Below are 12,451 nucleotides of genomic sequence, written 5' to 3' on the forward strand. Positions count from 1 at the left end.
CGGGGGTCTTGCCTTTCTGCGATGCCGTGTCAGCGGACGATGTTTCCGTTCACGTGCACCTTGCCCTTCGCGATGCTGACGATCGTGCCAGGACCGCCGGAGAGATCCGCCGTCGCCGCCCACACTGTGCCGTTGGATGTGACCGCCACAGAGAGTGCCCCGCTGAGGGCGGCGTACGTCGACGGGGTACCGGCGGTGACTTTGGTCACCCCTGCGCCGAACAGTTCAGCGACATAGACGTCCTTGCCTTTGACCGCTGCGCTCGTCGGACCGGACAGTCCGGACACGAGCTGCGTGACAGAGCCACTTCTGGCGTCGACCTCCCACAGCGCCCCTTGCGAGGCGCTCTCCCCAGGGAAGCCCGGCAGGGTGGTGACGTAGATCGTGTTGCCACTGCCGACGGCGACGCCTGTTGGCACCGGTTCGACATAGTAGGTGTCACCCGCCGCACACGCGGGCAGGCCGAGCATCCCGGCGGTCTCGGCGGTGAGCGTCACCGGCACGGGCGGCAGCACCGCCAGCGTGCTGATCTGCCCGGAGTCGGTCACCCTCATCACGGCGTTGGCACCTGCATCGGCGACCAGCCAATCGCCCTTCCACGACGCGACGTTGTAGGCGTGCGCATCGATCAGGCCCGGGTAGCTCAGCGGCATCTCGCCGGCGGCGTCGATGACGCACTGGCTCGGGTCGATGATGCCGTAGGTGTTGGCCCCATCAGGGTTGTTCGCGACCTCGTACGCGTGCAGATCGGCGTAGACGGTCGCCCCCTTCGGGCCGCGGATGTTGAGCCCGCTCTGCAGAATCACCGGAGGTTCGGTGGATCCGTCCTCGATCGACGATCCCCAGGCCATCGATGCGCCGCGGATCGCGAGGCCCGTTAGACCCGGGATGCCTTCGACGAGCGGAGCGACCTGTCCGTCGGGCTGCAACTGGCCGATCGTCCCCGTCGCTCCATCGGCGATGTACACGCGCGTGCCGTCGAGGGCGATGCTGAAGGGCGCGCCAAGCTGCGTGGACCACTCCTGCGGGACTGGCGGGTCGGATGCGGCCGTCGCGGTCGCGGGGAGTCCGAGGCCCAATGCCACGGCAGCCGCCGCGGCGAGAACCATTCGAATGCTGCGCATACCTAACTCCGATCTCGGTGTGAGCCGTCCTCAGCGACGACTCATCCGGGATTCTCCTCCGCGGTGCGGCGGCTGCAATCGGGGTTATGCCCCATCTTGGCGCCGACGATCCCCCCATTTGGGCAGATCAGGAGTCAGAGCGTCTCGACGATCAGCGCGTTGGCCATACCGCCGCCCTCGCACATCGTCTGCAGGCCGTAGCGGCCACCCGTCGCGTGGAGGTGGTCGAGCAGCGTGCCGAGCAGCCGCGTGCCCGATGAGCCGAGCGCATGCCCGAGCGCGATCGCGCCGCCCCGCGGATTGAGCCTGGCGGGGTCGGCGTCGAGTTCCGCGGCCCACGCCAGCGGTACCGAGGCGAATGCCTCGTTCACTTCATACGCGTCGAGGTCATCGATGCCGAGTCCTGCCCGCTCGAGCACCCGGTGGGATGCCGGAATCGGCCCCGTCAGCATGAACATCGGATTATCGCCGACCACGTCGAACGCGCGGAAACGCGCACGCGGAGTCAGCCCCAATGCTTCGGCGCGCTCGGCGCTCATCAGCAGGGCGGCGGAGGCACCGTCGGTCAGCGGCGAGGAGTTGCCCGGCGTGATGCGCCAGTCCAGCTCCGGGAAGCGGGCCGCGAGCGCGTCGGTGCGGAAGGATGCCGGGAGCCCGGCGAGCTTGTCGACGGTGGTTCCGGCGCGCACGGTCTCGTCGCCCCGCGCCTCCGGCGCCTCGGGCACGGGGACGATCGTCCGGTCGAAGAATCCGCCCTCCCACGCTTGCGCTGCACGCCGGTGCGACTCGGCGGCGAACGCGTCGAGGTCGTCACGGGTGAGGTTCCACTTCTGGGCGATGAGCTCGGCAGACACGCCCTGGTTCACGAGGCCGTCCGGGTAGCGTGCGCGCATGCGCGGCGACATCGGCGAGACGCCGGCGAGCGATGAGCCGAGCGGCACGCGGCTCATCGACTCCACTCCCCCGACGATGACGATGTCATAGGCTCCGGCGGCGATGCCCTGTGCGGCGAAGTGCACGGCCTGCTGACTCGAACCGCACTGCCGGTCGATGGTCGTCGCCGGGACGGTCTCGTCGAACCCGGCCGCCAGCGCCGCCTGCCGTGCGATGTTCATCGCCTGCTCGCCGATCTGGCTCACGCATCCGAGCAGCACGTCGTCGACCTGCGTCGATTCCAGCCCGTTGCGCTCGAGGATCTGCTGCAGCACTCCGGCAGCGAGATCGACCGGATGCACCTCCGACAGCACCCCGCCGGGCTTGCCGCGCCCTACCGGGGTGCGGACGACATCGACGACGACGGCTTCATTGCTCATGGTCCCAGTCTGCCCCGCAAACCCGCAGGCGGCGCGGTATCCGCTCACTTACACTCGTATGCGGCCATCCGCCGCCCACTCCCCACACTCACATCCGAGCAGCATCCCGAGGACCCACCTTGTCCGAGCCCATCACCGTGTCCATCCGCCGCGAGGTCGACCCCGAGCACGTGCCCGAGGCGACCGCCTGGGTGCAGACCGGCGTGAATCTCGCAAACCGCTATCCCGGGTTCCTCGGCTCAGGGTGGGTGCGGGCCGGCCAGGACTCGCACGTCTGGCACATGCTGTACCGCTTCGCCACCGAAGAGGACCTCGTCACCTGGGAGAGGTCCCCCGAACGCGAGTGGTGGCTGTCGATGGGCGAAGGGTTCGTGCTCAGCGAGCGCACCAAGCGCCGCACCGGCATCGAGGGCTGGTTCGACGAGCCGACCACCGGAACCATCACGGTCCCGAACCCGGATACCGGCGGCACGACGACGGTCGCGATGGTGCACACACCGCCGCGCTGGAAGCAGGCCGTGTCGATCTGGCTCGGGTTCTTCCCCGTCAACCTCGCGTTCAATTACGCGATCGCGCCTGTCCCCGGGTGGGACCTGCTGCCGATCTGGCTGCGCGCGCTCGCCACGACCGTCGTGCTGACGCCGATCATGACGTACTGGGTGCTGCCGTGGGTGACACTGATGCTGCGCCCGTGGCTGAATCGCTGACCCCGGCTCAGCCCGCCGCCTCCTCCGGCCGCTCCTGCACATCGATCGCAGCGGTGTCCGGCACGTACTCGTCAATGTGCCGCTCATCCGGTCCGTTGTATGCCGACAGCGGGCGGATCAGCGCGTTCGACGCCTGCTGCTCCAGAATGTGTGCGGTCCACCCGGTGATGCGCGCCGCGATGAACAGCGGCGTGAACGTGAGCGTGTCGTATCCGATGAGGTTGTACGCCGGACCCGACGGGTAATCCAGGTTCGGGTAGATGCCCTTCCGCGAGACGAACTCGTCCTCGAGCGTCGAGTAGAGCTCGGCGACATCCGGTCGGTCGTAGTGCTCGACGAGCGTGTCGAGCGCGGCCTTCATCGTCGGCACGCGCGAGTCGCCGCGCTTGTAGACGCGGTGTCCGAAGCCCATGATCTTGCGCTTCTCGGCGAGCGCGGTGTCCAGCCATCCCGAAACCTCAGAAGCCGTCCCGATCTCATCGAAGATGTGCATCACGGCTTCATTGGCGCCCCCGTGCAGGGGGCCCTTCAGCGCGCCGATCGCACCGACCACAGCCGAGTACAGGTCGCTCAGTGTCGACGTGATCACCCGCGCCGTGAACGTGGACGCATTGAAGGAGTGCTCCGCATACAGGATCATCGACCGGTTGAAAGCGTCGACGACGACGGCATCCGGCTCTTCACCGAACGTCAACCACAGGAAGTTCGCCGCGTAGTCGAGGTCATCGCGCGACTCGACCGCGTCCAGGCCGCGACGACGCCGCTGCCCGTACGACACGATCGCGGGAAGAGCCGCGAACAGCTGCAGGCTCCGCTCGAGATTCTCCTCAGCGGTGCCGACCGCATCCAGGACGTTCGTGATGCCGGCCGTCTCGATCGCGCCGATCACGCTGACCGCGGTGCGCACTTCGTCCATCGGGTGCGAGTCGATCGGCAGGCGGTCGATCGCCTCCTTGACCGCAGGGCTGAGCGCTCGGTGCTTGCGCTCGCTCGCGCGGAAGGCCGCCAGTTCGGATGCCGTGGGCAGCTCGCCATGCCAGAGCAGATACGCGACCGCCTCGAACGACTGGGTCGCGGCGAGCTCCTGCACCGGGTAGCCGCGGTAGAGCAGGCTGTTCGTCTCAGGGTTGACCTTGCTGATCGCCGTCTCGTCCGCGACGACTCCGGCCAGGCCCTTCTTGATGTCGGTCATGCTCACTCCTTCGTGATGGTGAAGTTGAAGACCCCGGAGTCGAAGTGGTTGTACGACTCGTAGTCGATCAGGTCATAGAGGTCGGCACGGTGCTGCATCTCGCCGAGCTTGCCGGTCAGGTGCCCTTCCTCCAACAGGGTATCGAGGCCCCGACCGGCCGCGCCCATGGCCAGACGCAAGAGAGACACCGGCCAGATGACGATGTTCACGCCGACATTCCGCAACTGGTCGACCGAGAACAGGTCCGATTTACCGAACTCGGTCATGTTGGCCAGGATCGGCACGTCGACGGCATCCCGGATCGCGGCGAACTCCTCGAGCGACCGCATCGCCTCGGGGAAGATCGCATCCGCTCCGGCATCCACCAGCGCCTTCGCGCGATCCTTCGCCGCCTCGAGACCGTCCACGGCCGCGATATCCGTCCTGGCCATGATCAGAAAATTCGAGTCGCGCCGCGCATCGACGGCGGCGCGGATGCGCTTGACCGCCGTGTCCGCATCGACGACGGCCTTGCCGTCGAGGTGACCGCACCGCTTCGGGTTGATCTGGTCCTCGATGTGGGCGCCGGCGAGGCCGGCATCCTCGAGCGTCTGGATCGTGCGCGCAACGTTCATCGGCTCGCCGAACCCGGTGTCGGCGTCGATGATCGCCGGCAGCTCGGTCATCCGCGCGATCTGCTGGCCGCGGCCGGCGACCTCGGTGAGCGTCGTCAGCCCGATGTCGGGCAGGCCGAGATCGGCCGACAGCACGGCGCCCGAGATGTACACACCCTCGAACCCCTTCTGCTCGATGAGTCGCGCAGACAGCGGATTGAACGCGCCGGGGAAGCGCAGCAGCTCACCGGTCGCGAGCCGCTCCCGGAACAGCCGCCGCTTCTCGGCGGGCGTGGTGTGCGCGTACAGCATCAGAACAGTCCCTTGGTGGCGGGTTCGGATGCCACGACACCGGGCTTCGCGATGATCGAGAGCTCTGCGACCTCGGCGGCTGACAGCTCGGGCAGCCGCTGCACCAGCGAGAGGAACCGCTCGATCTCCGCCTCTTCGAGCACCGGCTCGGCCAGCAGCCGGAACTTCGCGATGTAGTTCTCGCGGGCGAACGGACGAGCGCCCAGCGGATGTGCATCCGCCACGGCGATCTCGTCGACCAGCGTCGTCCCGTCGGTGAACGTGATCTCCACGCGGCCGCCGAATGCCTTCTCGGCGATGTCGTTCGAGTGGTAGCGGCGCGTCCATTCGGCGTCCTCGAGCGTGGTGACCTTGTTCCACAGCTCGACGGTGTCGGGACGCGCAGCCCGCGAAGGAGCGTACGAGTCGACGTGGTGCCACGTGCCGTCCTGCAGCGCGACGGTGAAGATGTACGGGATCGAGTGGTCGAGCGTCTCGCGCGACGCCTTCGGGTCGTACTTCTGCGGGTCGTTCGCCCCGGAGCCGATCACGTAGTGCGTGTGGTGCGAGGTGTGAAGAACAACAGAAGCGATCGCAGAGGTGTCGACGCCCTCGTTGTGCAGCTTGCGCGCCAGGTCGATCCACGCCTGCGCCTGGTACTCGGCGGAGTGCTCCTTCGTGTACGTGTCGAGGATCGCGCGCTTCGCCTCACCGGCTGCGGGCAGCGGCACCTCGTACGCGGCGTCCTTGCCGTCCAGCATCCAGGCGATGACGCCGTCTTCGCCTTCGTAGATCGGCGACGGGCTGGTCTGGCCGCGCATGGCGCGATCGACGGCCTCGACGGCCATCTTCCCGGCGAACGCCGGGGCATGCGCCTTCCACGTGGAGATCTCGCCCTTGCGGCTCTGCCGAGTGGCGGTCGTCGTGTGCAGCGCCTGCGCGACGGCCTGGTAGATCGTCTCGGTGTCGAGGCCGAGCAGGGTGCCGATGCCGGCCGCGGCCGACGGGCCCAGGTGCGCGACGTGGTCGATCTTGTGCTTGTGCAGGCAGATCGCCTTCACGAGATCCACCTGGATCTCGTAGCCGGTTGCGATACCGCGGACCAGCGCGCGGCCGTCGGCGCCGACGTGCTGCGCGACCGCGAGGATCGGCGGGATGTTGTCGCCGGGGTGCGAGTACTCGGCCGCGAGGAACGTGTCGTGGTAGTCCAGCTCGCGGACGGCGACGCCGTTCGCCCACGCCGCCCACTCCGGGCTGGTGCGCTTCTCGAGCGCGGCGCCGAAGACGGACGCCCCCTGCCCGCCGGTTGACACAGGATGGCTGAAGGCCTGGTCGCGGGCGGCGACGATCGGGGCCCGGGTGAGGGATGCCGCAGCCACCGACGCATTGTCGATGATGCGGTTGATGATCATGTCGACGACGTCCTTCTCGATCTCGACGGCATCGGCCGCGACCTCGGCGATCTTCCAGGCCAGCTGCTCCCCGCGGGGCAGGTCCTCTTCGCTCTTGTAGACGCGGACGTGGTGGTTGACGGTCATGGCTGTCCTTCGCTTTCGGCGTGCAGGGAATCGAGGATGCTGGTGAGCGCGTTGCGCAGGTGCACGTGCGTGGCGTGAGCGGCGAGCTCGCCGTCGCGTTCGGCGAGTGCTTCGGCGATGAGGCGGTGCTCGGCGACAGACGCGGCCAATCGCTCAGGGTTGTCGCGCGCCATGCGTCGCACCCGCACGAGGTGCGTGCGGACGGTGCGCAGGGCTGCGGCGATGTAGTCGTTGTCGACGGCGGCATCGACGGCCGCGTCGAAGCGGGCGATGAGCGCGTAGTAGTCGTCACGCCCTGTTGCAGCCCCGAGGGATGCTCCGGCGAGCGCGAATTCGGATGCCAGAGCGCCGAACTGCTCGGCATCGCCGCGTTCTGCGGCCAGGCGCGCAGCGGACTCCTCGAGCGCGCGGCGGATCTCGAACAGCGAACGGATGTCGTCGGCATCGATGCCGCTGACGACGGTGACCCGTGGCGACTGCTGTTCGACGAGTCCGGCGGCACTCAGCTGCTGAAGCGCCTCGCGCAGCGGGGTGCGGCTGACGCCGAGCCGCGCGGCCTGCTCGACCTCGGCGAGCACGGTGCCAGGAGCGAGCGCGCCGGACTGGATCTCTTCGAGAAGCGTCGCGTATGCGCGATCACTCGCTCTGGTGCGCTCGACTGTGGTGCTCACATGGCTAGTGTATACATAAATCGCGTGAAGGGGCGCCAATGTTCACTAGGGCGGGCTGAAGGTATACAGGACAACTCAGTCGGCATCGACGCCGGCACGGCAAGTCTCGCCCCGCCGCCGGTCGAGATCAAGAGGGTTCGGCGAGCTCCTCGGCGGGGAGGGCGAGTGCGGGATCACCCGCGGTGGATGCAACGCCGTCGGATGCCGCCGGCTCGCCGAGTTTCACCACGACGACACCGGCCAGCACCAGCGCCGCACCGACACCCTGGAGGAGGTTCGGCAGCTGTCCGAGCAGCAGCCAGCCGAACAGCAGAGCGGCAACGACCTCGGCGAGCGCGATGAACGAGGCCAGACGCGAGCCGAGCAGGCGGGTCGAGGCGATCCCGAGCACGTACGCCAGCGCCGTCGCGACGATGCCGATGGCCAGCACGGGCACGAACCAGGGCACTGTCCCGAACCGATAGGTCACGTCATCCGTGTTCCACGACATCGGAAGGATTCCGACTGCACCCGCGACCGTCAGCCCGAGTGCGCCGACGAAGAGTCCCGCACCGGCGAGCACCAGAGGCGGCAGCCCGGTGTCGCTCTTGCCCGACAGCACGAAGTACGCCGCGGCACCGACCATGGCGCCGAACGCCCAGAGGATGCCGCCGATGTCGACGGTGCGCCCGGAGAGCACGTCGAGCATCAGCACGAGCCCGACGAATGCGATGAGGGCGCCCAGGATGCTACGCCGCGTGGGCTTCTCGCCTCGGCGCATCCACAGCCACAGCACGACGGCGATCGGCGCGGTGTACTCGATGAGCAGGGCGAGCCCGACGTCCATCACGGCGACGGCCTGAAAGTAGAACAGCTGCGTCGCCGTCACGGCGAGCAGACCGTACGTGGCGATGATCCCGGCGTTCTTGCGCAACAGCTTCCATCGCCCGCGCAGCGAGATGACCGTCGGGATCAGCAGCACGATCGCCGCGACCCAGATCCGAACGGTGACAGCGGCGCCCGGCGTCCACCCGGCGTCGATGAGTCCGCGCGCCCACGCACCGGACATCCCGAATGTGAAGGCCGCAGCGATCGCCAGCGGCAGACCGAGCCGCAGCCCGGTGCGCGCACTCGTGTCATTCGCCAAAGTGCTCATGATAGATGACGTTATCCCGCGGCGGTGTAAGGTGTCAACATGCTCTTCACCAATGACACGGTCGAGGCGATGCGCGCGGCGGTTCACCTCGTCAACAGCGCGGAGGATCCGGATACGCTCACCACGCCCGAGGACTTCGTGGCGTTCCTCGACGCGTTCCCGTACACCGGGCGGATCGACCACTCCCCCGCGGAGCTCGACGCCCTTCGCATTCTTCGCCCGCGGCTGCGCCGGATGCTGCTCGCGCCCCGCGATGAGATGGTCGACGGCATCAACGAGGCACTGCGGGATGTGACCTTCGACGCGCACGTCGTCCGGCACGACGGCGCCGACTGGCACCTGCACGCCGTGGCGGACGACCGTCCACTCGCAGAACGGGTGCTGGCGGAGACCGCGATGGGACTTCTCGACATCGTCCGCGCCGACGAAGGCAGCCGTCTCGCCGTCTGCGCCGACGAGGACTGCCGGGGGGTGGTCTTCGACCTCTCCCGCAACCGCTCGCGCCGCTACTGCTCCACCACGTGCACGAACCGCAACGCCGTCGCCGCGTACCGCGCGCGGCAGCGCTGACCGGTCACGCGTCTGCGCTGTACCCGACGTGGTCGGGGTTGAGCTTGAGGCTCCAGCCGTCGCCATCCACGACGACGAGGTTCTTCATGCCGCCCGCCTCGGCGATGACGCCGTAGTCCTGCCCGGCATCCGCGGCGTAGCAGAACAGGGTGACGAAGGGCTCGTCGCCGACGTTCACACTCCGGTGGATCCAGTGCCCCGGCACGTCGACAGCCTTGCCGGGCGTGAGCTCGATCGCCGACGTCTGCCCATCGAGAGTCTCCAGCAACATGACACCACGCCCGCTCAAGCAGTAGTACAGCTCGGCACGATCAGCCTCGGCATGCAGGTGACCCCGAGTAACGGCGAACTCCTCGCCGCACCGACCGGGCAGCAGCGTGCTCGTCCCGACGATCAGCGCACCGGGGCCCTCCTGGTAGCGGTGGTCGTCGACCCAGTACACGAGGTCGTCCGCGCCACGCTCGCCGACGGCATCCTGCCAGGCCCGGTCGTCGCGGTAAACGCCGTCCATGTCGCCGAGGAACTTCTCGTAGCGGCGCGAGCGCCCCTCGATGCCGCCCTGCGGAGATATCTCCAGCAGGGTGGGGATGTCGACGGCGGATGGGGTGCTCACAATGATCTCCTACAACTTGTAACTACAGGACTTGTAATTACAGGTATACTCCAAAACAGCAGGATCCGGAACCGCAACCAACGAAGCAGGCACGAACTGTGATCATCGCCCACGACCTCGGCACCACCGGGAACAAGGCATCGCTGCACCACGACGACGGGCGGCTGGTGGCATCCACGACCGTCGGCTATCCGGCGCACTTCGCCGCCGGCGGCATCGCCGAACAGGATCCCCAGGACTGGTGGGATGCCGTCGTGCATGCCACCCGCGACCTGCTCGCCCGCACCGACACGGCGCCCGCGGACGTCCAGGGGCTCGTCGTCAGCGGCCAGATGATGGGCGCCGTCCTCCTCGACGCCGACGGCACCCCCGTGCGCCCCGCGATCATCTGGGCGGACACGCGTTCAGGCGCGCAGCAGCGCGAACTCGAGCAGGCGCTGGGCGCGCAGCACGCCTACGAGGTCCTCGGCCACCGGCTGAACCCCACCTACTCGATCGAGAAGGTCATGTGGGTGCGTGACAACGAGACGGACAGCTGGGCCCGCGTCCGTCGCTTCTGCGTCGCGAAGGACTACATCGTCCTCGGCCTCACCGGTCGCCTGGCGACTGACCGCTCCGACGCCTCGGGCACCAACGCCTACGACCAGCGCACGGGCGATTGGTCCGAAGAGGTGCTCGCAGCCGCCCGCCTCGACCGTGCGCTGTTCCCCGAGATCCTCGACTCGACGGCGGTCGTCGGGACGCTGACGGATGCTGCGGCCGATGCTCTCGGCCTGCACGATGCTTCGGGCCGACACAGGGGCGTGCGCGTCGTGATGGGCGGCGGCGACGGACCGATGGCGGCAGTCGGGTCCGGCATCGTGGCGCCCGAGGACGGCGCCTACGTCTGCCTGGGAACCTCGTCGTGGATCTCGTTCGCGTCGAACGCCCCGGTCCGCGACCCGGGGCTCCGGACCTTCACGTTCGACAACGTGGTCCCGGGCTCGTTCGTGCCGACCGCCACGATGCAGGCCGGTGGCGCCTCGATCCAATGGATCTCAGAAGCGCTCTCCCCCGATCCGGCCAAGCCGGAAACCGCGCGGCTGACCGATGAGGCCGGGCGCGACATCGACACCGAGGACCTCTACTTCCTGCCGTATCTGCTGGGCGAGCGCTCCCCCATATGGGACCCGAACGCCCGTGGCGCCTTCGTCGGCATCGGCCGCCATCACACGCGCCAGCACCTCGTCCGCGCTGTGCTCGAAAGCATCGGATACAACCTGCTCACCAGCATCCACGCGTTCCGCGAATCGGGCGCCGCGATCGATCGCATCGACGCCGTCGGCGGTGGCGCGCAGAGCGACGCGCTGCTGCAGGTCCTCGCGGATGTGTGGGGCATGCCGGTCCGTCGGCGCACGATCGTCGAGGAGGCGAACAGCCTCGGCGCCGCCGTCACGGCGGCCGTGGGCCTCGGACTCGCCGACTTCTCGGCGGCCCGCGCGCTCAGCGAGGTGACTGCGGAGTTCACGCCGGACGCGACGCGCCACGGTGTCTACGCCGAGCGCCACGGCCGCTTCACCGCCGCCTACGACGCCCTCGCCCCCTGGTTCGCCTCCGCTCCGGCTGCTGCTCCGACCGGAGACGCACGATGACCCCGCCCCGATACGGATGCACGACCCGGGCACGGATGCACGCCCGAACACCCGATCCTGTCGTGCATTCGTTCCGCGATCGTGCAGGTGTACCCGTCGAGACCGAGGGCACGCGCTGATGGGCGTCATCCTCGCCACCAGCCGATCCTTCTCGGACGGCGACGCCGACCTCGTCGCCCGCGCGGCGGACGCAGGGCACGAGATCGTGCGCGGCCCCGCCCATCACGATCTGGACGAGCTCGCTCCCCTGCTCGCCGCAGCAGATGCCTGGATCGCCGGTACCGGTCCGGTCACCGCAGCGCATCTCGATGCGGGCCCCGGACTGAAGATCGTCGCGCGGTACGGCGTCGGCACCGAGGCTGTCGACCTCGCCGCAGCTGCCGACCGCGGCATCCCGGTCACGAACACCCCCGGTGCGAACGCGGATGCCGTCGCCGACCACGCCGTCGGCCTCATGCTCGCGGCCCTCCGGCTCATCCCGGACGGCGACCGCCGCGTGCGCCACGGCGACTGGAGCGTTCGCCGCGGGCGCGAACTCGGCGCGGCCACCGTCGGCATCGTCGGGTTCGGCCGGATCGGCCAGGGCGTCGCGAAGCGCCTGAGCGGCTTCGGATCGCGCGTCGTCGCCGCCGATCCCTACCTGTCGGTCGATCGGATCGCCGAGCTCGGCGCCGAGCCCGTCGAACTCGACGAGCTGTTCCGCACGGCCGACGTGATCACGCTGCACGCCCCGGGCGGGCAGCGCCTCATCGACGCGCAGCGGCTCGGCAGCATCCGCACCGGCACCATCATCGTCAACACGGCGCGCCCTGACCTCGTCGACGAGGCCGCCCTCGCCGCAGCGCTGGTCGACGGCCGCCTCGGGGGCTACGCCGCAGACACCCTCGACGGCGACACCGCGGCCTCCGCCAGTCCGCTCCTCGCCGACGACCTCGCCGAACGTGTGATCGTCACGCCGCACCTGGGCGCCCAGACCACACAGGCCGTCGACAACATGGGATCCATGTCGCTCGACGACGTGCTCGCCGTCCTCGCGGGACGTGCGCCCGCTCACCCCGTCACTCGCTGAAAGG

12 protein-coding genes are annotated in these 12,451 nt (G+C 68.7%); 4 read left to right on the top strand and 8 right to left on the bottom strand.

Annotation, left to right across the window (positions count from 1 at the left end):
* Nucleotides 1–29: 29 nt before the first annotated feature.
* Nucleotides 30–1,124 carry a ScyD/ScyE family protein gene (locus tag KHB019_RS14365; protein ID WP_230102722.1) on the bottom strand — a complete coding sequence of 365 codons (1,095 nt, stop codon included), beginning with the start codon at nt 1,122–1,124 and terminating at the stop codon, nt 30–32.
* A gap of 134 nt (nt 1,125–1,258) precedes the next feature.
* Nucleotides 1,259–2,437 carry a thiolase family protein gene (locus KHB019_RS14370; RefSeq protein ID WP_230102721.1) on the bottom strand — a complete coding sequence of 393 codons (1,179 nt, stop codon included), beginning with the start codon at nt 2,435–2,437 and terminating at the stop codon, nt 1,259–1,261.
* A gap of 119 nt (nt 2,438–2,556) precedes the next feature.
* Between KHB019_RS14370 and KHB019_RS14375 the strand changes: the two genes are divergently transcribed.
* Nucleotides 2,557–3,144, top strand: coding sequence for an antibiotic biosynthesis monooxygenase (locus KHB019_RS14375; protein ID WP_337459279.1), 588 nt, complete (start codon nt 2,557–2,559; stop codon nt 3,142–3,144).
* A gap of 7 nt (nt 3,145–3,151) precedes the next feature.
* On the opposite strand, the gene KHB019_RS14380 is transcribed toward KHB019_RS14375, so the two are convergent.
* The 5 genes from KHB019_RS14380 to KHB019_RS14400 all read right to left on the bottom strand — a co-directional run bounded on the left by KHB019_RS14380 (nt 3,152) and on the right by KHB019_RS14400 (nt 8,564).
* On the bottom strand, nt 3,152–4,336 hold the full coding sequence (locus KHB019_RS14380; RefSeq protein ID WP_443193217.1) for a bifunctional 2-methylcitrate synthase/citrate synthase: 1,185 nt from the start codon (nt 4,334–4,336) through the stop codon (nt 3,152–3,154).
* A gap of 2 nt (nt 4,337–4,338) precedes the next feature.
* The gene (gene prpB / locus KHB019_RS14385) at nt 4,339–5,241 is read right to left on the bottom strand and encodes a methylisocitrate lyase (protein WP_230102718.1); all 903 of its coding nucleotides are present in this window, start codon (nt 5,239–5,241) and stop codon (nt 4,339–4,341) included.
* Entirely contained in the window at nt 5,241–6,758 is a 1,518-nt protein-coding gene (locus tag KHB019_RS14390; protein WP_230102717.1) for an MmgE/PrpD family protein, read from the bottom strand. The genes prpB and KHB019_RS14390 overlap by 1 nt, the downstream gene beginning before the upstream one ends.
* Nucleotides 6,755–7,429 (bottom strand): GntR family transcriptional regulator, encoded by a 675-nt coding sequence (locus KHB019_RS14395; protein ID WP_230102716.1) that lies wholly within the window; start codon nt 7,427–7,429, stop codon nt 6,755–6,757. Before KHB019_RS14395 ends, KHB019_RS14390 begins: the two co-directional genes overlap by 4 nt.
* A gap of 127 nt (nt 7,430–7,556) precedes the next feature.
* Nucleotides 7,557–8,564: an EamA family transporter gene (locus KHB019_RS14400; protein ID WP_337459280.1), complete on the bottom strand. Its 1,008-nt coding sequence runs from the start codon at nt 8,562–8,564 to the stop codon at nt 7,557–7,559.
* A gap of 39 nt (nt 8,565–8,603) precedes the next feature.
* Here KHB019_RS14400 and KHB019_RS14405 point away from each other — a divergent pair, with 39 nt between their 5' ends.
* Nucleotides 8,604–9,134: a CGNR zinc finger domain-containing protein gene (locus KHB019_RS14405; RefSeq protein WP_337459281.1), complete on the top strand. Its 531-nt coding sequence runs from the start codon at nt 8,604–8,606 to the stop codon at nt 9,132–9,134.
* Nucleotides 9,135–9,138: 4 nt separating this feature from the next.
* Here the strand turns inward: KHB019_RS14405 and KHB019_RS14410 are convergent, their stop codons facing one another.
* Nucleotides 9,139–9,747: a glucose-6-phosphate isomerase family protein gene (locus KHB019_RS14410; protein ID WP_230102713.1), complete on the bottom strand. Its 609-nt coding sequence runs from the start codon at nt 9,745–9,747 to the stop codon at nt 9,139–9,141.
* A gap of 98 nt (nt 9,748–9,845) precedes the next feature.
* Here KHB019_RS14410 and xylB point away from each other — a divergent pair, with 98 nt between their 5' ends.
* Nucleotides 9,846–11,378, top strand: a complete 1,533-nt coding sequence (gene xylB, locus KHB019_RS14415; RefSeq protein WP_230102712.1) for a xylulokinase — start codon at nt 9,846–9,848, stop codon at nt 11,376–11,378.
* A gap of 118 nt (nt 11,379–11,496) precedes the next feature.
* Nucleotides 11,497–12,447: an NAD(P)-dependent oxidoreductase gene (locus KHB019_RS14420; RefSeq protein WP_337459282.1), complete on the top strand. Its 951-nt coding sequence runs from the start codon at nt 11,497–11,499 to the stop codon at nt 12,445–12,447.
* Nucleotides 12,448–12,451 lie beyond the last annotated feature (4 nt).

Origin of the sequence: Microbacterium sp. KHB019, from assembly GCF_037285405.1 — a bacterium.
Classification (GTDB): Bacteria; Actinomycetota; Actinomycetes; order Actinomycetales; family Microbacteriaceae; genus Microbacterium.

What these genes read in the sequence shown, in the direction of transcription:
- prpB (WP_230102718.1), bottom strand. Translation starts at nt 5,241, where the DNA reads ATGCTGTACGCGCACACCACGCCCGCCGAGAAGCGGCGGCTGTTCCGG.
- KHB019_RS14405 (WP_337459281.1), top strand. Translation starts at nt 8,604, where the DNA reads ATGCTCTTCACCAATGACACGGTCGAGGCGATGCGCGCGGCGGTTCAC.
- KHB019_RS14380 (WP_443193217.1), bottom strand. Translation starts at nt 4,336, where the DNA reads ATGACCGACATCAAGAAGGGCCTGGCCGGAGTCGTCGCGGACGAGACG.
- KHB019_RS14365 (WP_230102722.1), bottom strand. Translation starts at nt 1,124, where the DNA reads ATGCGCAGCATTCGAATGGTTCTCGCCGCGGCGGCTGCCGTGGCATTG.
- KHB019_RS14390 (WP_230102717.1), bottom strand. Translation starts at nt 6,758, where the DNA reads ATGACCGTCAACCACCACGTCCGCGTCTACAAGAGCGAAGAGGACCTG.
- KHB019_RS14370 (WP_230102721.1), bottom strand. Translation starts at nt 2,437, where the DNA reads ATGAGCAATGAAGCCGTCGTCGTCGATGTCGTCCGCACCCCGGTAGGG.
- KHB019_RS14420 (WP_337459282.1), top strand. Translation starts at nt 11,497, where the DNA reads ATGGGCGTCATCCTCGCCACCAGCCGATCCTTCTCGGACGGCGACGCC.
- KHB019_RS14400 (WP_337459280.1), bottom strand. Translation starts at nt 8,564, where the DNA reads ATGAGCACTTTGGCGAATGACACGAGTGCGCGCACCGGGCTGCGGCTC.